14 protein-coding genes are annotated in these 20086 nt (G+C 72.3%); 5 read left to right on the top strand and 9 right to left on the bottom strand.

Going from position 1 to position 20086, the window contains the following annotated elements; all coding sequences use genetic code 11:
* Positions 1 to 5 precede the first annotated feature (5 nt).
* The 5 genes from panD to EFK50_RS10625 all read right to left on the bottom strand — a co-directional run bounded on the left by panD (position 6) and on the right by EFK50_RS10625 (position 6245).
* Positions 6 to 431: an aspartate 1-decarboxylase gene (gene panD / locus EFK50_RS10645; protein WP_123227535.1), complete on the bottom strand. Its 426-nt coding sequence runs from the start codon at positions 429 to 431 to the stop codon at positions 6 to 8.
* Positions 431 to 1327, bottom strand: a complete 897-nt coding sequence (gene panC, locus EFK50_RS10640) for a pantoate--beta-alanine ligase (RefSeq protein ID WP_123227534.1) — start codon at positions 1325 to 1327, stop codon at positions 431 to 433. Before panC ends, panD begins: the two co-directional genes overlap by 1 nt.
* Complete coding sequence (locus EFK50_RS10635) at positions 1324 to 2238, bottom strand: Rossmann-like and DUF2520 domain-containing protein (RefSeq protein ID WP_123227533.1); 915 nt, start codon at positions 2236 to 2238, stop codon at positions 1324 to 1326. The genes panC and EFK50_RS10635 overlap by 4 nt, the downstream gene beginning before the upstream one ends.
* A 121-nt stretch (positions 2239 to 2359) precedes the next feature.
* The gene (locus EFK50_RS10630; RefSeq protein ID WP_123227532.1) at positions 2360 to 3586 is read right to left on the bottom strand and encodes an AMP-binding protein; all 1227 of its coding nucleotides are present in this window, start codon (positions 3584 to 3586) and stop codon (positions 2360 to 2362) included.
* A gap of 49 nt (positions 3587 to 3635) precedes the next feature.
* Entirely contained in the window at positions 3636 to 6245 is a 2610-nt protein-coding gene (locus EFK50_RS10625) for a bifunctional glycosyltransferase/CDP-glycerol:glycerophosphate glycerophosphotransferase (RefSeq protein ID WP_183407764.1), read from the bottom strand.
* Between the two features lie 11 nt (positions 6246 to 6256).
* On the opposite strand from EFK50_RS10625, the gene EFK50_RS10620 reads away from it, so the two are divergent.
* From EFK50_RS10620 to EFK50_RS10605, 4 genes are all read left to right on the top strand, one after another.
* Positions 6257 to 7651: a DUF6270 domain-containing protein gene (locus tag EFK50_RS10620; RefSeq protein WP_221177422.1), complete on the top strand. Its 1395-nt coding sequence runs from the start codon at positions 6257 to 6259 to the stop codon at positions 7649 to 7651.
* Complete coding sequence (locus EFK50_RS10615; protein WP_123227529.1) at positions 7648 to 9054, top strand: bifunctional cytidylyltransferase/SDR family oxidoreductase; 1407 nt, start codon at positions 7648 to 7650, stop codon at positions 9052 to 9054. The genes EFK50_RS10620 and EFK50_RS10615 overlap by 4 nt, the downstream gene beginning before the upstream one ends.
* Positions 9055 to 9145: 91 nt before the next feature.
* The gene (locus tag EFK50_RS10610) at positions 9146 to 12379 is read left to right on the top strand and encodes a bifunctional glycosyltransferase/CDP-glycerol:glycerophosphate glycerophosphotransferase (RefSeq protein ID WP_123227528.1); all 3234 of its coding nucleotides are present in this window, start codon (positions 9146 to 9148) and stop codon (positions 12377 to 12379) included.
* Positions 12376 to 13539, top strand: coding sequence for a hypothetical protein (locus tag EFK50_RS10605; protein ID WP_123227527.1), 1164 nt, complete (start codon positions 12376 to 12378; stop codon positions 13537 to 13539). Before EFK50_RS10610 ends, EFK50_RS10605 begins: the two co-directional genes overlap by 4 nt.
* A 60-nt stretch (positions 13540 to 13599) precedes the next feature.
* Here EFK50_RS10605 and EFK50_RS10600 read toward each other — a convergent pair whose 3' ends face one another.
* The 4 genes from EFK50_RS10600 to EFK50_RS10585 form a co-directional block, all read right to left on the bottom strand.
* The gene (locus EFK50_RS10600; protein WP_148046121.1) at positions 13600 to 16578 is read right to left on the bottom strand and encodes a bifunctional glycosyltransferase/CDP-glycerol:glycerophosphate glycerophosphotransferase; all 2979 of its coding nucleotides are present in this window, start codon (positions 16576 to 16578) and stop codon (positions 13600 to 13602) included.
* Between the two features lie 2 nt (positions 16579 to 16580).
* Entirely contained in the window at positions 16581 to 17534 is a 954-nt protein-coding gene (locus EFK50_RS10595; RefSeq protein WP_123227525.1) for an ABC transporter substrate-binding protein, read from the bottom strand.
* Between the two features lie 147 nt (positions 17535 to 17681).
* The gene (locus EFK50_RS10590) at positions 17682 to 18365 is read right to left on the bottom strand and encodes an ABC transporter permease (RefSeq protein ID WP_123228622.1); all 684 of its coding nucleotides are present in this window, start codon (positions 18363 to 18365) and stop codon (positions 17682 to 17684) included.
* Complete coding sequence (locus EFK50_RS10585; protein ID WP_246004120.1) at positions 18362 to 19072, bottom strand: ABC transporter permease; 711 nt, start codon at positions 19070 to 19072, stop codon at positions 18362 to 18364. The genes EFK50_RS10590 and EFK50_RS10585 overlap by 4 nt, the downstream gene beginning before the upstream one ends.
* Positions 19073 to 19110: 38 nt before the next feature.
* Here EFK50_RS10585 and EFK50_RS10580 point away from each other — a divergent pair, with 38 nt between their 5' ends.
* Entirely contained in the window at positions 19111 to 20073 is a 963-nt protein-coding gene (locus EFK50_RS10580; protein WP_123227523.1) for an ABC transporter ATP-binding protein, read from the top strand.
* Positions 20074 to 20086: the final 13 nt, after the last annotated feature.

Genomic DNA, 20086 nt, shown 5'->3' with positions numbered 1-20086 from the left:
GGATGCTAGCGAGCATCGGCGTCGACGAGGTCACCGCGCACCAGGCCGGTGCCCGGCAGCGCCTCCGCCGGGTCCGAACCGGTGCCGATGATCCGGTTGTCGGCATCGACGAAGACCACGTGCGGCTGGTACTCCCGGGCCTCCGCGGTCTCCATCTGGCCGTAGGCGATCAGGATGACCAGGTCGCCGGGGTGGACCAGCCGGGCGGCCGCGCCGTTGATCCCGATGATCCCGGAGCCGCGCGGCCCCGCGATCGTGTAGGTCTCCAGCCGGGCACCGTTGGTGATGTCGACGATGTGCACCAGCTCGCCGACCAGCAGGTCGGCCGCGTCGAGGAGGTCCTCGTCCACGGTCACCGAGCCGACGTAGTGCAGGTCCGCCTGCGTAACGGTGGCGCGGTGGATCTTGCTCTTCATCATCGTGCGCAGCATCAGCTGCCTCCTTCTGTCGCAGCCCCGAGGTCCAGGGCGACGTTGTCGATCAACCGGGTGGAGCCCACCCGGGCGGCGATGAGCATCCGGGCGGCGCCGCTCTCCGGCGTCGGCCCGAGATCGGGGTCGGTGATCTCGAGGTAGTCGACGTCCACCAGGTGCGTCGTACGGAGGGCTGCGCGGGCGGCCCCCAGCGCCGCGGCGGCACCACGGGTCGCATCCTCCTGGGCGGCGAGCAGCGCGCGCGACAGGACCATGGCCTCGGCGCGCTGGTCGGCGTCGAGGAACCGGTTGCGGCTGGAGAGCGCCAGGCCGTCCGGCTCGCGCACGGTCTCGGCGCCGACCACCTCGATGCCGAGGCACAGGTCGGCGGCCATCCGGCGCAGCAGGGCCAGCTGCTGGTAGTCCTTCTGACCGAAGACGGCGACATCGGGCCGGACCAGGCCGAAGAGCTTGGCGACCACGGTCAGGACGCCGCGGAAGTGGCCCGGGCGGGAGGCGCCCTCGAGGATCCGCGCGAGCGGGCCGGGGTCCACGGTGACGTCGGCCGCGTCGCTCGCGAAGGGGACGCCGTTCGGGTAGACCTCGGCGACGTCCGGGGTGAAGACCACGTCGACACCGGCCCCGGCGCAGGCGTCCAGGTCGGCGTCCAGGGTGCGCGGGTAGCGGTCGAGGTCCTCGTTCGGACCGAACTGCAGCGGGTTGACGAAGATCGAGACCACCAGCGCGCCGTCGGGCCCGACCAGCTCGCGGGCGTGGCGCATCAGCGCCAGGTGGCCGTCGTGGAGGGCCCCCATCGTCGGCACGAACGCGACCTGCCGGCCGGCGAGCCGGGTCGGGGTCAGCGCAGCGGCCAGGTCCGCACGCGTGTCCGCGCGCAGCAGGGTGGTGGTCACGGCTGCTCGGTCCAGGTGCGGTGCGTCAGGTGCGGGGACTCGACCTTGGCCAGGGCCTCGTCGAGCAGCCGGACGATCTTGACCGCACGGAGCGGCATCAGGCGGCCGTCCAGGACGGCCCGGTCGGCGGTGGCCTTCGCCATCGCGACGTACGACGGGATGGTGGCCGGCGCGGTCTCGCCGATGTCGCGCAGGTGCGCCCGCACGGTGTTCACGTCGCCGCGGACGATCGGCCCGGTGAGCGCGGCGTCGCCGGCGACCAGGGCGTTGTCGAGCGCGGCGGTCAGCAGCGGCCGGAGCGTGGCCGCCGGGTCCTCGGCACCCGAGGCAGCAAGCAGCTCCATCGCCTGGGACACCAGGGTGACCAGGTGGTTCGCGCCGTGCGCGAGACCGGCGTGGTAGAGCGTGCGCTTCTCCTCGGGAACCCACATCGGCACCCCGCCGAGGTCGGCGACGAGGGATTCGACGACGGCCCGGTCCTGCTCCCCGGCGGTCACGCCGAAGACGGTGCCGCGGAGCCGGTCGAGGTCGACCTCGGTGCCGGTGAAGGTCATCGCCGGGTGCATCGCCACCGGGTGCGCCCCGACGAACGAGGCCGCCTCGAGCACTGCCAGCCCGTGCCGGCCGGAGGTGTGCACGACGTACTGGCCCGCGCGGATCGCACCGGCCCCGACCATCGTGTTCACGACGTTCTCGAGCATGTCGTCGGGAACGGTCAGCAGCAGCAGGTCGCAGGACTTCGCGACGTCGGTCGGCTTGCCGCCGGGCACGCCGGGCAGCAGCGCCGCCATCCGCTCGCGCGACGCCGTGGACTCGCCGGCAGCGGCGACGATCTCATGGCCGGCGGCGCGCAGCGCAGCGGCTAGGACAGCGCCGACCCTGCCGGCGCCAACAACCCCGATACGGGTCATGTGGGCTCATCGCCTTTCGTTGCAGTCCCGGGCGGGTACCGCACTACTTGATGACGCAAAAAGCGTACGCCCGCGGCATCGACTCCGACCAGGGAACGGCCGTATGTCGAAGGTCACACGGCTAGACGGCCGACTTCCCGGTGACCGTCGCCGGGATCTCGTCGAGGACCTTGATCCGGCGCGGGACGCCGTACTCCGGGAGCCGCTCGGCGCACCAGGCCGTCAGGGCCGCCTGGAGCTCCCGGGAGTCGGTCGCCCCGGGGGTCAGCACCACCTCGGCCACCACCAGGTTGCCGACCAGCGCCGACTTCCGGCCGCGGACCGCCGCCCAGGCGATCTCCGGGTGGCTGGTGAGCACCGAGCGGACCACCCCGGCCGAGACCTTCGCGCCGCCGACGTTGATCTCGTCGCTGTTGATCCGGCCGGTGATGATCACCCGGCCGTCCTCGACGACCACCGCGTCGCCAGTGGGCACCGCTCCGCCGAGGCCGGCGCCGTGGTGCGGCGAGGCGATCACCAGCTCGCCGTCGACGACCGAGAGCCGCGGACGGTCGCCGTCCGGCGCCGCGCGATCCAGCCACTCGACCGGGAAGCCCGCGCGGCCGTCGTGGACCACGATCGAGGCGCCGAGCTCGGAGGACGCGTAGATCCAGGAGATCCGCGCCTGCGGGAACGCCGCGGCGAGCTGGTCGAGGACGGCCTGGTCGACCGGTTCGCCGCCGAGGGTGACCTGTTCCAGCGGCACCTCGGCCAGCCGCTCCCGCTGGGTCATCAGCGTCTGCCGCCAGAAGGTCGGCGTACCGGACGCAGCGGTGACACCGTGCTCGGCCGCGGCGACCACCCAGCCGTCGAGGTCGGTCGGGTCGACCACGACCAGGTCCTGACCGGGCGTCGCCAGCGAGAGCGTGACGACCTGCCACCAGGCGTAGGTGCCCGGCGAGTACGGGCAGAGCCACCGGCGCGGCACCAGGTCGCCGGAGACCGTGGTCAGCGATTCCAGGGTGTGGCCGATCTGCTTGGGCCGCCCGGTCGAGCCGGAGGTCAGCAGCCAGAGGCGGCCCGGTTCGGCCTCCCGCGGCGTGTCCGGGGCGGACCGATCGTCGCCCTCGACCAGGGTGAACCCGCTCTCCAGCAGCTCCGCCCGCAGCCGCTGCTCCATCCGGCCGGCCGCCACCACCAGGAGCTCACCGCCGGTCGAGGCGTGCGCGCGGACCCACGGCAGCGCCTCGTACGACGTGCCGACCACCACCGCTGCCGGCGCCGGCAGGTCGACCGCGGCCAGCTCGGCCCAGGTCGTCGTCGTACCCGTGCGTGCGTCGATCAGCCGGTTGCTCGCGGGGGCGCTCATGGCCGTGGAGACTACCGCCCGCCCGGACCGGGCACCGGTGGATCCGGGCTCAGAGCGGTTCCGCTGCCGGCGCCTTCCGGGTGGACTCCGTGATCGCGGCGACCACCCGCTCGCAGCAGCGGCCGTCGCGCTCCGGGAAGGCCGCCTCGATCCGGGCCTGGTACTCGGGGGCCGGTGTCCGGGTACGGGCCGACTCGACGACCGCCGCGACCGCCGCCGCCAGTTCGGTGCGGACCGGGCCGTAGCCGTCGCGCTCGTAGTCGTAGTACCCGCGGCTGCCGACGTGCTCGCCGGCCAGCACCCGGTCGCGGTCGAACTGGAAGTAGACGACGGGGATGTCGAGGTAGGCGGCGTTGAACGCCATCGAGGAGTAGTCGGTGACCAGGACCGCCGAGCGGGCGAAGAGCTCCTGGACGTCGCCCTCGAAGGTGAACGGCTCCACGCCGGCCGGGAGGTCCACCGCGGAGAGCGCCTCGCGGAGGTTGGGGTGCGGCAGGAACGCGATCGTGAGACCGAGGTCGGCGGCCGCCCGCGCGAGCTCCGCCGATCCCAGCAGGTCGAGCCAGCTGGTGGCGAACTCGGAGGACGCGAAGTCGTCGCTGAGCTCGCGCTCCTGGGAACCCAGCTCCAGCTGCCGGGTGAGCCAGTTGCGCCAGGTCGGCGCGACCAGGATCAGGTCCCGGCCCGGTACGCCCACCCGGGCGCCGATCTCGCGGAGCCGGTCGAAGCGGGGCAGCCCGGTGAGCCGTGCCTCGCGACTGCTGTACGCGTAGCCGTTGTGGTCCCCGGCGATCGACTCCTGCTCGGCGCGGGTGCTGGTGACGAAGGTGTCGATGCTCTTCGGGTTCAGCCAGTTCGACAGGTCGTCCTTGATCACGCCGTGCTGGAGGAACGTGAACCGCCACTCCGGGCGCACGCCGAGACCCTCGGTGATCTCCCGCGGCGCGGTCACCGGCTGGTCGGCGTGCGAGGAGACCAGGTGCTCGGCGTTGAGGAGCAGCAGCTTCCAGCGCAGCGACCCGTAGGCCACCACCCGGCGGCCGTGGCGGCGGCGGAGGCCCGCCCACTCCGGGGCGTCGCGACGGATCGTGAACCAGGCGTTGATGTCGGGGCGCTCGGCGCGCAGGTACTCGAAGAGCCGTTCGCCGTTGTCGCCGGCGTCGTGGACCCGGTCCATCAGCACCCACGCGCGGCCCAGGACGCGGCGTACCGGACGGGAGCGGGCGAGCCGGAGGATCCTGGCCGCGTTCGGCTCCGGATCGACGGTAGGCCGCTCCCACGGCTCCGGGTCCTCGCGGTAGCCGTGCCGGTCCAGGTGGCGCCGGATCGACGGCACCGTGGCCACGCTCGACCCGCGCCGCGGCTCCTCGGTGTCCAGCGCCGCGCTGCGTCCGTTCAGGTCGATCCTGATCGCCTTGCCGGCCGGCAGCCAGAGGCTGCGCTCGTGCAGGACGACCCGGCCGACGAACGACACGTCGCGGGTCTTGGCGTACACCGGCCGTACCGGGACGCCGCCGCTGACGCAGACCTCGGCGGGCGCCGTGCCGACGTACCGGTACTCCAGGCGGACGAGACCCTGCGCACGGTCGAAGTGGGTGACCTGGACCGGCGACTGCTGCCAGTCCTCGCCGGACCAGGCGTGCAGCAGCACGTCGCGCCAGAGCTGGTTGAGACGGCTGACCGGGCTGCGGTCGACGACCTCCGGGTCGAGCAGTCCGGTCAGCTCGACCATCAGCCCGTGGAATTCGTCGGAGGCCTCGGCGACCGCGGACGAGGACGAGCCGCCGGCCCGCAGCTGCAGCGTGATGATCCAGGAGAGCTCGTAGAGGATCAGGTTCTGGAGCCACTCCGGGATCCGGCCGTCGCGGTCGGCCGCCGCCCGTCGCAGCAGGTCGAGGTAGCCGAGCCGGAGGACCGTGGTGTAGCGACCGCGGTCGCGCGCGCTGCTCCCGGTCGTGGAGGACGTGTCGGCGCGCTTGCGGTACTGGTAGCGAGCCTGCGGTACGAAGCCGACCAGCGGGCGCTCGAAGGAGAGCAGGTAGATCCCGGTGAAGTGGCCGTCCTCGAAGTTCGGGCGGATCGCCGGGTCGAACCGCAGGCCGAGCCGCTCGACGTCCGAGCGCCGGAAGAACGCCACCGGAGCGCTCCCGAAGAAGTACGCGGGCTCCCGGTCCAGGTCGCGCAGCCGGGCCTTCCCGCGGAACCGGTGCCGCAGCGGGTGCTCGTCCTCGACCTGCCCGGTCCGGTCCTGGAGCAGCAGCAGGTTGCAGGCCACCAGCACGGCCCCGGGCTCCGCGGTCAGGAAGGCGTCGACGCCGGCCAGGTAGCCCGGCTCGATCACGTCGTCGGGGTCGGTGAAGGTGACCCACTCGCCGCGGGCGTGGTCGAGCCCGAGGTTCCGGGCGGTGGACTGGCCGCCGTTCTCCTTCGTCAGCACCACCACCGGGTACGCCGCCCGCTCCGCCCAGGCGTGCAGCAGCGCCAGCGAGTCGTCGGTCGAACCGTCGTCGACGGCCACCACCTCGAGACCCTCCGGACCGAAGGTCTGGGCGTCGACCGAGGCGATGAAGGCCGGCAGGTACGTCGCGACGTTGTAGACCGCCGTCACGATCGTGAACCGAGGAGCCTCGACCGGCGGTACGGGGTGCGCGGTGGTCACGGCGGCAGCCAATCTCGGTTCGACGACAGGTCACGCGAGGATACCCTCGCCCGACTTCCTATGCTGGGCTCCGTACGACCCAACCGCGAAGGAGGCCCGCGATCAACGAACACGCCGGACGCCGGCCCGCTGAGGACGGCGACGGATCGCTGCGCACGGTCGCGGTCTGCGGCAGCTGCATCACCCGGGACAACTTCAACGCGCGGTTCAACGAGGACCACCGGCGCTGGTACGACGTGGTCCTGGCCGCCAACCAGAGCTCGATGATCGCGATGATGTCGCCGCCCGTGGAGCCGGAGCTCACCGACGCCGACCCGCTGGGCGACTACGACGCCTGGAACGTCCGCTCCGACCTCTCCCGCGAGTTCCTGGCCGGCGTCGTCGAGGCCCAGCCCGACTTCCTGCTGCTCGACTTCTTCGGCGACGTCCACTTCGGCGTGCTCCGCCTGGACGACGGCCGCTACGTCACCGACAACCGCTGGAAGCTCTGGCGGACCGCCCAGTACGCCGACTGGGTCGCCACCGGACGGGTGACCCGGGTCCGGCCGTTGGAGGACCCGGACGCCTACCTGGAGCTGTGGATCGAGGCGATGGACCGCTTCGACGCGTTCATCCGGACGAACTGCCCGAACACGCAGGTGATCCTGCACTGCGGCTTCAACACGAACAAGATCGTCGTCGGCGACCGCCCCGGCTGGATGCCGATGCGCAAGGGAGCCCGACTCGCCCCGTTCGACGTACCGGCGGGGAACGCGTTGTGGAAGCGCCTGGACGCGCACGCCCTGGAGGCCTACGGCTGGGCCCGGATCGACCTGCGCGACGAGCGCTACTCCTCGACCGACAAGCACCCGTGGGGCCCGTTCTGGGTGCACTACACCCCGGACTACTACCACCGCTTCCTCGCCGAGCTGCACGCCCAGGACGTGGCGACCCGGGTCACCCCCGAGCAGCGCGGCCTGATCGAGGAGGCGGCCGCTGCCTGCCGGTCCCAGCTCGCCGAGCAGGCCGCCGGCCTGGACGAGGTGGTGGCGGCCGGCCAGGAGCGGATCCGGGTCCTGGAGTCCCGCGGGATCCTGCAGGCGGTCCGCGGCCGGCGACCGCCGCCGGAGGACCTGGCCGTGCCGGACGGCACCGGCATCGAGCACGCTGCGCGGGTCGTCGCCGACCTGGAGCCCGGCCTGGAACCCGACGACCGCGAGCAGCTCCGCACCATCGCCGCGTCCGGCCGCGAGCGCGCCGCCGCCCAGACCGAGCGCTGGACCCCGGTGCTGGCCCGCCAGCAGGCGCGCGCCGAGGAGCTCGCCGGCCTCGGCGCCGCGCGGGCTGTCAAGTTCGCGATCGGACAGCGCATCCGGAAGACTCGGGCCCGTTGGCAGAAGCCGGCAGCCGAGAAGGAGTCCCGATGAGTGCACGCGTGGCCGTGATCCTGGCCGGCGGCGTCGGCACCCGGGTCGGCCTGGACATCCCGAAGCAGCTGATCAAGGTGGCCGGGCACACGATCCTCGAGCACACCCTGGCGACGTTCAACGCGCACCCGCTGGTCGACGAGATCATCGTGATGATGGCGCAGGGCCACCTCGATGCGGTGCACACGATCGTCCGGGACGGGGACTACGCCAAGGTCACCCAGGTGCTCGAAGGGGCCGCGACCCGCAACGGCACGACGCTGCGCGCGCTCGACGTCATCGAGGGTGACGACGCCCGGGTTCTCTTCCACGACGCGGTCCGGCCGCTGCTCTCCTCGCGGATCATCACCGACTGCTTCGAGGCGCTCGACACGTACGACGCCGTCGACGTCGCGATCCCGTCCGCCGACACCATCATCGAGGTCGACGAGCGCAACGTGATCTCGCAGATCCCGCCGCGGGCCAACCTGCGGCGCGGCCAGACGCCGCAGGCCTTCCGCGCCGGGGTCATCCGGGCCGCGTACGCCGTCGCGGCCGGCGACCCGGACTTCCAGGCCACCGACGACTGCTCGGTGGTGCTGAAGTACACCCCCGACGTCCCGATCTGGGTGGTCTCCGGCGAAGAGCGCAACATGAAGGTCACCGAGCCGATCGACGTCTACCTGGCCGACAAGCTCTTCCAGCTGACCACCAGCAACCTGCCGCCGTCGCGCTCCGAGGAGGAGTACCAGCAGGCGCTGGCCGGCAAGACGATGGTGATCTTCGGCGGCAGCTACGGCATCGGTGCCGACATCGCCGACTTCGCCCGGCAGCACGGCGCCGAGGTCTTCACGTTCAGCCGGTCCTCGACCAACACCCACGTGGAGCGACGTACCGACCTGCAGGCGGCGATCGCCGAGGTGCTGGCGAAGACCGACCACATCGACTTCGTGGTGAACTCCGCCGCAGTGCTCCCCCGCGGTCAGTTGATCGAGACCTCGGAGGAGACGATCTACGCCGCCACCGAGATCAACTACCTGGCACCGGTGATGATCGCCCAGGAGTTCCACCCGCACCTGTCCGCGAGCCGCGGCAGCCTGCTGAACTTCACCTCCAGCTCCTACACCCGCGGCCGGGGCGGCTACGCGCTGTACTCGTCGGCCAAGGCTGCCGTGGTCAACCTGACCCAGGCGCTCGCCGACGAGTGGTCCGGCATCGGGATCCGGGTCAACTGCATCAACCCGGAGCGGACCGGGACCCCGATGCGGACGAAGGCCTTCGGCGAGGAGCCTGCCGGCAGCCTGCTGGAGTCGGTCGAGGTGGCCCGCCGGTCGATCGACATCCTGCTCAGCGACCAGACCGGGCTGATCGTCGACATCCGGCGCGACGACCCGCTGGGCATCGCCGACGACACCGACATCTGAGCGGAGCCGCACCGCTCCGCGCGGTCCCGCCCCCGCGCCCGCCTAGACTGGCGCGCAGCCCAGCACCAGACCGAGAGGCCCCCGCTCCGCCATGCCTGCGTCACCATCGACCACCCAGCGCGTGCTCGGGTTCGCCCGCAACCGCGCCGGCCGGCGGTTGAAGAGCGGCGTGCGCCGGCTCGGCGGACGTCCGCTGGTGGCCTGGGAGCGCCGGCGGCAGCGTCCGGAGCTGACCGTGGTGATGCCGGTCTACAACGTCGAGGCGTACCTGCGCGAGGCCCTGGACAGCGCGCTGACCCAGAGCCTGCACAACCTCGAGCTGATCGCCGTCGACGACGGCTCCACCGACTCCTGCCTGGAGATCCTGCGCGACTACGAGCGGCGCGACTCCCGGGTCCGGGTGTTCACCCAGGCCAACGCCGGCCAGGGCAGCGCCCGCAACGTCGGGGTCGCCGCGGCCCGCGCCGAGTTCCTGACCTTCATGGACTCCGACGACACCATCCCGCCGCAGGCGTTCGCGCACATGGTCGCGATGCTGCGGAAATCCGGGTCCGACTTCTGCGTCGGCGGGGTACGCCGCTTCCGGCACCGCCAGTACATGCGGACGACCTGGCAGCGCACCGTCCACCAGATCGACCGGATCGGCACCACGATCGACGAGTTCCCGGCCGCGATGCAGGACATCATCGCGTGCAACCGGGTGTTCCGGACCTCGTTCTGGCGCGAGCGCGTCGGCGACTTCCGCGGCGGCATCGCCTACGAGGACCACGTGCCGATGCTGGCGGCGTACGTGCGTGCGGAGAAGTTCGACATCCTCAGCCAGATCACCTACAACTGGCGGATCCGCGACGACTCGACCGGGCACCAGAAGGCCAGGATCCAGAACCTGCTCGACCGGATCGAGGTCAAGGAGGAGGCGCACGCGATGCTCCGCGCCGAGGCGTCGGAGCAGACCTACGACGTCTGGGTGGCCCGGTGCCTCGAGGTCGACTTCGGTCCGTTCGTCGCGCAGGCCCTGGACGCCGACGACACCTACCGGGCCACGCTGTCCGAGGTCTACCGGACCTTCTCGACGCGCGCCACCGACCGGGCCTGGGACCTGGTCCGGGTGTTCCCGAAGGTCCGCGCGCACCTGGTCGCGGCCGAGCGCTGGGACGACGTCGACACCGCCACCCAGTACTTCCTCTCGGTGCACCAGGTCCCGCCGACCCGGGTCGTCGACGGCAGCCTGGTCGCGATCCTTCCCGACGACGAGGACTGGGCGGTCGGCCTGCCCGAGCACCTGCACCGGATGGCCACCCTGGAGAGCCACTTCGAGGGCGCCGTCCAGCGGCTCACCTGGCACCCCGGCGCGACGCCCGAGGTGGAGCTCACCGGCTGGATGCGGCACCGCGGGCTGGACGTCACCGACGCGACCCCGGAGATGACGCTGGCGCTGCGCTCCGGCGACACCGAGATCCCGCTGGCCTTCGCCCACGAGACCTTCGGCGAGGCGAACCTCTGGGCCCCGCTCCCGTACGCCGGCTGCGCCACCGCGGGCTTCCGGGTGCGGATCCCGCTGGCCGACCTGGCTCCCGGGCAGCCGTGGTCCCTGCACGGGTCCATCACCGGCGAGGGCATCACCTCGTCAGGGACGTTCCACTACCCGATCATGGGCTCCTCGGCCGAGGAGCCGCTGCCGCGCGACGTCGAGATCGACGGGGCGCGGCTCGGCGTCCGGCCGGAGTGGGATCCCAGCCTGGGCTTCACCTTCCGGCTCCGCGCCGGCGGGCTCAAGCACCCCCCGGCAGTCCCGAAGGGGCCGCTGGTCGAGGACGTCGCGATCACCGCCGACGAGATCGTGCTGACCTTCTCCTCGGCGACCGCCGCGCAGCTGCGCAAGGCGACGCTGGGCAACGCCCGGACCACCCTCGAGCTGGTCGGGTCGACCGACACCGTCGCCCGGTTCTCGACGGTCACCCAGGAGTTCGGGTCGACCCCGCACACCGCCCCCAGCGCCGACTACGTCCTCAAGGTGGACGGCAAGGGCCCGCACCCGTCCGCGGACTTCGCCGGCTCGCTGCCGGTACGGCTCCTCGACGACGGCCGCGCCCTCAACGTCACCTTCGGCAAGAAGGTCCCGCTGCGGTTCACGCTGGCTCCGCCGCTCGAGGCCGACGAGCTCGGCCGGTACAACCAGTTCCGGCTGCACGCGGCGTACCGGGCGGGGACTCCGGCGCTGACCGACTCCTTCCTGCTCGCCAGCTACCTCGGCGAGTTCGCGACCGACAGCCAGCTCGCGATCGACCGCCACCTCGCCGCGACGCGACCCGACATCACCCGGATCTGGGGAGTCGCCGACTCCTCGACCCTGGTCCCCCAGGGCGCCGAGCGGGTCGTGATCGGCAGCGCCGCCTGGTACGACGCGATCGCCCGCAGCCGCTACCTGAGCAAGAACATCGACTTCGGGCCGTGGTTCCGGATCAAGCCCGGCCAGGCCTACCTGCAGACCTTCCACGGCTACCCGTTCAAGACGATGGGCCTGGACTTCTGGCGGAGCAAGGCGTTCACGCCGGGCCAGATCAAGCACGCGGTCGCCAAGGCCAACGAGGAGTGGGACCTGATCCTGGTCCCGAGCGCCGAGTGCGAGGCGTACTACCGCGAGCAGTACCTCTACGAGGGGGCCGTCCTGGTGGCCGGCTACCCGCGCACGGACATCCTGGTCAACGCCGACGCCGCGGCCGTCCGCAGCACGGTGCTGGCCCGGATCGGCGTCCCCGAGGAGAAGACCGTCGTGCTGTACGCGCCGACGTACCGGGACACGCTGACCACCAAGACGTACGCCGCCAGCCGCTTCGACGAGCTCGACCTCAAGCAGCTCACCGACAGCCTCGGCCCGGAGTACGTCGTGCTCGTCCGCGGGCACAACAACAACCAGCGCGAGGACGAGCGGGTGGCGCGGGCGGGCTCCGTCGTCGACGTCACCGACTACCCGGACATCAACGAGCTGACCCTCGCGGCGGACGCCGCGATCCTGGACTACTCCTCGCTCCGGTTCGACTGGGCGATCACCGGCAAGCCGATGGTCTTCTTCGTCCCCGACCGCGACACGTACTTCGGGCTGCGGCCGCCGCTGTTCAGCTTCGAGGACTCGGCACCCGGCCCGCTGCTCACCACCACCGCGGAGGTTGCCGAAGCGCTCAGCCGGCCCGACGTCCTCCGCACGGAGTACGCCGACCAGGTCGCGGCGTTCAACCAGCGCTTCAACGGCCTCCACGACGGCCGGGCCACCGAACGGGTGCTGGCCACCCTCCTCGACGACTCGATGCCCTGGAGGCAGACATGACCGACTCGCTCCTCCTCCCCGAGGGCGCCCTGCTGCTGCACATCGGCCCGCAGAAGACCGGCTCCACCGCGATCCAGACGGCGATGCACGAGTCCCGTGCCGAGCTCGCCGCCCAGGGCGTGCTCTACCCCGGCAACGAGATGCGGCCGCGCGAAGGCGGCTGGGCCGTGATGGGGATCAACTCCGCGGTCGGACGAGCGGCACCGCGAATCGCCCGCTGGACGTCGTACGTCGACGAGATCGCCCGGAACGAGCTGCCCCGGATCTGCGTGAGCAACGAGGACTTCGGCCGCGCCGACGACGACGCGATCGCCCGCATCCTGGCCGGCACCGGCGCCGAGCGGACCCACCTGGTCTACGTCGCCCGCCGGCTCGACAAGCTGCTGCCGTCGCACTGGCAGGAGCGGGTGAAGTCTCGGATGACGCTCGGCTACGAGGAGTTCCTGCACCACGTCGTCGACGACCCGGACCGGGACTGGGAAGCCCGGATGATGTGGGAGTCGCACGACGTCGGCCCGATCCTGGACCGCTGGGCCCGGCACCTGGACCGCGACCGGATGACGGTGATCGTCGCCGACGAGGCCGACCGCCGGCTGACCCCGAACACCTTCGAGGCCTTCCTCGGGCTCGACGAGGGCACCCTCCAACCCGGAAGCACCCGGTCGAACACGTCGCTGACCTTCACCCAGACCGAGGCGGTGCGCCGCCTCAACCTGATGGCGCGCGAGAACGGGTGGACGCCGCAGCAGTACTGGCGGATCATCCAGGCCGGCACCGTGAAGGCGCTGCGGACGGCGCTGGAGGAGGGCGGCCCGAAGATCACCGGTCTCCCCGGGTGGGCCTACGAGAAGGTGGCGGACCGAGCCGAAGCTCAGGTCGCGGCGATCACCGCGGCCGGGGTGCGGGTGGTCGGCGATCCGTCCCGGCTGCTCCTGCGCGGCAACGTCGAGCCCGCCGAGCTGCCCGCGGAGATCACCGAGATCTCCCTGGACCTGCTCGCCGACGTGGTCCGCGGGGCCGTCGACGGATCGCAGTCCCTGGCGGCGATGGAGTCGCGCCAGGCATCGCGCGCGCGGAAGTCGCCCGCCAAGGAGCTCGGCGGGCGCGAGCTGGTCCGGCTGCTGGGCGGCCGGGTCGCTCGGCGGCTTCGGCTGCGCTGAGGGCCCGTCCCGGCGTCTCGACAGGCTGAGCGGCCGGGTTGAGCGTCCGGACTCTTCCGCTCAGAGCAGCGGACCGAAGAACTCCTCCACCACCCGTTCGGCCGCCCGGCCGTCCTGGAGCCTGTTGTAGCGGGCGTTGAAGGCGACCAGGTCGGCCGACCAGCGGGCGCCGAGCCGGTCCAGGTCGCGCAGCTCGCCGATCACCTCGGCGGTGGTGGCGACCAGCGGCCCGGGCGCCGTCTCGCGGTAGTCCCAGAGGAACCCGCGGGTCCGGGACCCGTAGGTCTCCAGGTCCGGCACCAGGAACACCATCGGCTTGCCGGTGATGGCGAAGTCGAAGCGCAGCGAGGAGTAGTCGAGGACCGCCGCGTCCGAGGCGGCGATCAGGTGGTTGATGTCCGGGTGGCCGGTCACGTCGACGACCCGCGACCCGGTCCCTGCCCGCGGGGCGTGGAACCGGTGGCCGCGCATCAGCAGCACGTAGTCCTTGCCGAGCGCCGCAGCCGCCTCCTCCACGTCGAGGTGGTGCACCGCCTCGGCGGCCCGGAAGTTGGTGGCCAGGTCGTCGCGCCAGGTCGGCGCGTAGAGCACGGCGTGCTGGTGCTCGCCGATGCCGAGCCGGGCCCGGGTCGCGGCGCGCAGCTCGGCGAGCGCCGAGCCGACCAGGACGTCGTCGCGCGGGTAGCCGAGCGCGAGGATCCGGCCGTCGTAGGCGTAGTCGCGGCGGTAGTACTGATCCATCTCGGGATCCGGGGTGAGCAGGTTGTTCCAGGTCCGCGAGGTGTGGTCCAGCTGTCGCTCGATCTGGCTGGGCAGCAACCCGCGCGGCTTCCAGAGCCCGAGCCCCATCGCCTTGGACGGGTAGCCGTGAAAGGTCTGCAGGATCTGCTGGCCGGGACGTCGGGTGGCGGTCTTCTCCAGCTCGATGTTGGTGACCACGTACGACGCCCGCGCCAGCACGTCGTGCCACTCCCGGCTGCGGAACAGCAGCGCCCGGGAGCCCGGGGGCGGCGTGGCGGAGGAGTCCGCGACGACCCAGCGGACGTCGAGGTCGGGCCGCCGGCGGAACAGCTCTTGCTGGATCGCCAGCGGGTGGTCGCCCGGCCACTGGCCGGTGAACGACTGGAAGTAGACCAGGCGCGGGTCGAGCGGCCGCTCGACCAGGTGCTCGGCCTGGAGGCGGCGCTGCGCCCGCCGGCCGAGCTCGTCGTCGGCCAGCAGCGGACCCAGGTGGACCACGATCCCGCCGTGCCCCCGTGCTACCTCGACCCGGTGCAGGGCGGTCCGCTCGTCGGTCGGCAGCAGGTCGACCAGCGCCGGGTCGGGAACCACGGCCGCGCCGTCGAACACCAGCCGGTAGGCCCCGGTCGGCAGCGGAGCCGCGCCCAGGCTCCACGGGTCGTCGGTCAGCGGCAGGTTCCAGAACCCGGGAGCACCGCCGGCGGTCGCCGGCACCCGGTGCCCGTTGCCCTCGAGCCGGACGCCGGTGACCGTGGCGGAGGTGGTCAGCCGCAGCGCCCCGTCCACGGCCTCGATCTTCCGCAGCGTGCTCGCGGGGCCGTCAGCCTGGCCTGCGGCCACGGCCAGGACGACGCGTCCGTGCCGTGCCCGGGCGGCGATCGTCGTCGAGGAGGTCAGCGGTACGGCGGCACGACCGGCCGACCCGGCGCGGTCCAGGTCGTCGACCGTCCCGGAACGGCGCACACCCCGGTCGGCCCAGTCGAGATCGAGGCGCCAGAGCCCCGGTCCGAGCGCTCCGACAGGTACCCGCAGGGTGAGCAGACCGCCGTCCTGGTCCTGCTCGGACCCGGCCAGCCAGCGGGTCACCGCCGCGTCGGCGGTCACCGTCACCCGGGCGGGCACGGAGCGGTCGGCGTCGACCAGCCGGGCCTCGACCCGGGGTTCGACCGTGTCGACGAGGCGGACCCCGGCGAGCACCTCGAGGACCAGCTCGTCGTCGATCACCCGGAGCCGGCGGAGCTGGGCGCGGAGCGGGGTCTCGTGCTCCGTCAGCACGCGGAGGGGCTCGCGCCCCGTGAGCTGGGGATCCGCGAGCTGGGCGACCACCGCGCCGTCGACGACCCGGGTGCCGAAGCCGTCGGCGAACTCCCGGGACGCGACCAGGTCGACCAGCCCGTCGTAGTCACCGGCGGCAGCCAGCTCGGCGAGGATCCTGGTCAGCACGTCGACGGACTCCAGCTGGTCGGCGGCCAGCGCGGCCAGGGAGCCCGCCTGCTCCCGGAGCAGCTCCCGCTGGTCGGCCGTCGCCGCCTCGGCGGCGGCGAGGAAGGGTCGCAGCTCGGCCAGCGCGCCGACGGCCCGCTGCACGCGGGCGGCCGGGCGCTCGACCAGGGCCACCAGGGTGTCCCGGTCGCGGGCGACGTGGGCCTCCAGCCGGGCCAGCGGGTCGGCCCTGACCTGGAAGGGACCGCGCTCGGCGAGGCGGCCGTCGAACCAGGCCCGGTACGGCGTCAGGGTGACCCCGGCGTCGAGGACGTCGAGGGCGATCCGCAGCCCGTCGGGGTCGTCGGTCACCCGGGAACCACCCAGAGCGGCGAGCAGCTGCTCGCGCGGCACCACCAGCCGGCCGAGGAACGGCAGCCGGGCGAAGTCGGGGCGGCTCAGCAGGTCGGCCCGGTCCGGCTCACCGGCCTCGGTGGCGAGCAGGAGCGCCTCGTCGCGGGCGAGCGCGGGGACCAGGTCGGCCAGCGCCGCCCGGGGGTAGCGGTCGCCCGGGCTGGCGACGATCACGTGGGTGCCGCGGGCCGCCTGCACCCCGCGGGCACGGGCACTCGCGAGGTCCTCGGCCTCCCGGAACCGTACCCGGGTGTCGTCACCGGCGGCAGCACGGCCGGCGGAGCGCGGGTCGCCGTACGAGACGACGACGAACTCGATCGACGGGGACGGCTGGTCCCGGACCGCGTCGAGGGTCGCGCGCAAGCGGCCGGGGTCTCCCCCGGCCGCGAGCACGACGATGCTGAGCGTGGGCCGCCCGTGCCTGAGGCGACGAGCGCCACGGGCGAGCTGGCGGCGGAGCACGTCTACTTGAGGAGTCCCTTCGCCTGGAGGTACGCGGCGGCGACGTCGGCCGGCTTCTCGCGGGCGATCGACACCTCCGCGATCATCTCAGCCAGGTCGTCGGTGGTCAGCACGCCGGCCAGGGCGTCCAGGGCCGCCTCCGCCTGCGGGTGCTCCTTCAGCCAGGCCGAGTTGACGATCGGGACCAGGTTCTCGGCGTTCTGCAGGCCCTTGTCGTCGTCGAGCAGCACCAGGCCGTCCTTGGAGAGGGTCGCGTCGCTGGTGCCGACCTGGCCGAGCTGGGTGGCGCCGCTCTTGAGGTCGGCCTTGGTCTCGTCCGACCCGAAGCCGGTCGGGACCACGCTGCTGATCTTCAGGCCGTAGGTGCCTTCGAGGCCGACCTTGCAGTCGGGCCGCTTGTCACAGTCCGGAGCGGCCCCGAGCTTGAGCTCCTTGCCGAGGGCGCCGAGCTCGGTCAGCGTGGTGATGCCGTTCTCGTCGGCGAAGGCCTTCGTCACCGCGAACCCGTTGGCGTCCTGCGCCTCGGCGGGCTTCAGCGCGGTCAGGCCGACCGGGCCGGCGAGCTTGTTGAGCTCGACGAGGGTCGCGTCGGCGTCGTTGGAGGCGACCAGCTTGGCGTCGTCACCGTTGGCCTGGCGGTTGAGCGCCTCGGTCATCGAGGAGAGGTAGTCGGTGGAGACCTGGACGGTCCCCTTCTGCAGCGGGTCGAGGTAGAGGTCGCGGCCGCCGAGCGCCTGCACCTTCGCCTGGAAGCCGGCGTTGTCGAGGAGACCCTTGTAGAGCTCGGCCATGATGTCGGCCTCGGGGAACTTCTGGCCGACGATCGTGACGGGACCGCCGTCGACGGCGTCCGGCGCCTTGTCGATCTTCTTGTCGTCGTCGCCGCAGGCTGCGGTGAACATCAGCATCGGCGCCACCAGGGCGATCGCGAGCCGTCGTACGAGCTTCGGGTTCATGTCTTCCGCCTTCTGTGTCCCGCAGCCTGGGAGGGTCTGCGCGTGTCCGGCAGGCCTGCGCGCGACCGGCGATCACCGGAGCGTGTGCCCGCACTGACGACCCTAGGGCATGGCTCCGACAGCCTTACAAGGTCGTTTCCGGAGCCGTTAGTGACTCGTGACCGGACGCGGGTCCACGATCCGCTGGAGTCCGACAAACCCGATTTCCATCAGCAGTGCGACCAGGGCGACGATCAGCGAGCCGGCGACGACCTCGGCGGTCTGGTTGTTGGCGTAGCCGCGGGTGATGATGTTGCCGAGCCCCGGGCCGGCGACCAGCGCCGCGATCGTGGCGGTGGCCCAGACCTGGACGACGGCGAGCCGGAGGCCGGAGACGATCAGCGGCGCGGCCAGCGGCAGCTCGACCCGGCGCAGCACCGCGACCTCGCTCATCCCCATGCCGCGAGCCGCCTCGACCACGTCGGCGTCGACCTCGACCAGCGCGGTGTAGGTGCTGGTCACGATCGGCGGCAGCGCGAACAGGGCCAGCGTGACCAGGGTGGCCAGGCCGGAGCGGCCGTACGGCCCCAGGTAGCCGCTCCCGAAGACGCTCAGCGAGAACAGCGAGAGCATCGCCACGATCGGCACCGCCCGGCCGATGTTGGTCAGGTTGATCGCGAGCAGCCCGCCGCGGTGGCGGTGCCCGAGCCAGAGCGCCACCGGGAAGCCGACCGCGGACGCGATCAGGACCGCGGTGACGGTCAGCAGGAAGTGCTGGCCGAGCAGGACCGGGACGCCGTAGTCCCCGTGCCAGTGCTCGGAGTCGCGGAACCAGTCGAGGACGCCGTTCACGCGGCCACCGCCTTCCGGCGCGGGGCGGCCGACCGCGCCCACGGGGTGAGCAGCCGCTGCACCAGGACCAGCACCACGTCGAGCGTGACCGCCAGGGCCACGCAGAGCACGCTCCCGGCCAGTACCTGGGCCTTGAAGGTGGCGTCCTCGAGGATCAGGTCGCCGAGTCCGCCGTAGTCCAGGATCGAGCCGACCGTGGTGAGCGCGACCGCCGAGACCGTCGCCACCCGCAGGCCCGACATGAACGCCGGCAGCGCCAGCGGGATCTCGACGCGCCAGAGCAGGGTGCGGGCGCCGTACCCGACTCCCAGCGCCGATTCCCGGACGTCGGCAGGGACCGACGCGAGCCCGTCCAGGATCGCCCGGACCAGGATCGTCAGCGAGTACAGGCCCAGCCCGATCAGCACCGTGCGCGGCCCCAGGCCGGTGAACGGCACCAGCAGCGAGAACAGCGCCAGCGAGGGGATCGTGTAGATCGCCGTGGTCGTGCCGACGATGATTCCTTCGAGTCTTCGGTAGCGTCGGGCCAGGAGAGCCAGCGGTACGGCGACCAGCAGGCCCAGCGCGACCGAGGCGAGCACGATGCCGAGGTGCTGGATCACGGCGGCCCGCAGCTCTTCGGAGCGCGTGGAGTAGTACCGCCCGCAGATCCACTCGTTGCGGGTCAGGCAGTTGTCCAAGAAGGTAGGAGCGATCTGTGGGACCACCAGGCGAACCTAGCGCGTCCGGCAGCTCCACCACGGCGATGATCCGTCTCGAGGGTGTCGGCAAGACCTACGAGGACGGCACCGTCGCGGTCCAGTCCCTGGATCTGGATGTCGCCCCGAACACCCTGGTCTGCCTGGTCGGGCCGTCCGGCTGCGGCAAGTCCACGACCCTGAAGATGGTGAACCGGCTGATCGAGCCGACCACCGGGCGGATCGTCCTCGACGGCTCGGACGTGACCGACGCGGATCCGGTCGAGCTGCGCCGCGGCATCGGCTACGTGATCCAGCAGGTCGGGCTCTTCCCTCACCAGGACATCGCTACCAACGTCGCCACCGTGCCGAGCCTGCTCGGCTGGGAGAAGAAGAAGGCCAAGACCCGCGCGCTGGAGCTCCTCGAGCTGGTCGGCCTGGATCCGGCCACCTTCGCCAAGCGCTACCCGCACCAGCTCTCCGGCGGTCAGCGGCAGCGCGTCGGCGTCGCCCGGGCCCTGGCCGCCGACCCGCCGGTGCTGCTGATGGACGAACCGTTCGGCGCCGTCGACCCGGTGGTCCGCGCGCACCTGCAGGACGAGTTCCTGCGGCTGCAGCGCGACCTGGGCAAGACCGTGCTGATGGTCACCCACGACATCGACGAGGCCGTGAAGATGGGCGACCGGGTGGCGGTCTTCGCCGCCGGCGGCCGGCTGGCGCAGTACGACACCCCCGCGGCGATCCTCGGCGCGCCTGCCGACGAGTTCGTCGCCGAGTTCGTCGGCCGGGCCCGGGGCCTGCGCCGGCTCGCCGTGACCGCGATCGACCCGGCCCGGCTGGAGCCGCTGGACGGTGTCGCCGCCGCGGACCTCGCCGGCACCATCGACGTGCACGCCAGGCTGGACGAGGCGATGGCGCTGCTGCTCCGCGAGGACAAGGCGATGGTCGGCGTCACCGACGGCGCCCGCTTCCTCGGCGTCCTCACCCCCAACGGCATCCACGCCATGCTCCGCGCCGACGTGAACCGTTGAGTAGGCCCGATTT

This window comes from Nocardioides marmoriginsengisoli (assembly GCF_003725695.1).
Lineage (GTDB): Bacteria > Actinomycetota > Actinomycetes > Propionibacteriales > Nocardioidaceae > Marmoricola > Marmoricola marmoriginsengisoli.
Note: the sequence above shows the minus strand (reverse complement) of the source record. Positions and strands in the feature narration are given on the sequence as shown.

Coding starts and splice junctions, on each gene's coding strand:
- EFK50_RS10595 (WP_123227525.1), bottom strand. CDS start 17,534: ATGAACCCGAAGCTCGTACGACGGCTCGCGATCGCCCTGGTGGCGCCG.
- EFK50_RS10630 (WP_123227532.1), bottom strand. CDS start 3,586: ATGAGCGCCCCCGCGAGCAACCGGCTGATCGACGCACGCACGGGTACG.
- EFK50_RS10605 (WP_123227527.1), top strand. CDS start 12,376: ATGACCGACTCGCTCCTCCTCCCCGAGGGCGCCCTGCTGCTGCACATC.
- EFK50_RS10610 (WP_123227528.1), top strand. CDS start 9,146: ATGCCTGCGTCACCATCGACCACCCAGCGCGTGCTCGGGTTCGCCCGC.
- EFK50_RS10580 (WP_123227523.1), top strand. CDS start 19,111: ATGATCCGTCTCGAGGGTGTCGGCAAGACCTACGAGGACGGCACCGTC.
- panD (WP_123227535.1), bottom strand. CDS start 431: ATGCTGCGCACGATGATGAAGAGCAAGATCCACCGCGCCACCGTTACG.
- EFK50_RS10615 (WP_123227529.1), top strand. CDS start 7,648: ATGAGTGCACGCGTGGCCGTGATCCTGGCCGGCGGCGTCGGCACCCGG.
- EFK50_RS10635 (WP_123227533.1), bottom strand. CDS start 2,238: ATGACCCGTATCGGGGTTGTTGGCGCCGGCAGGGTCGGCGCTGTCCTA.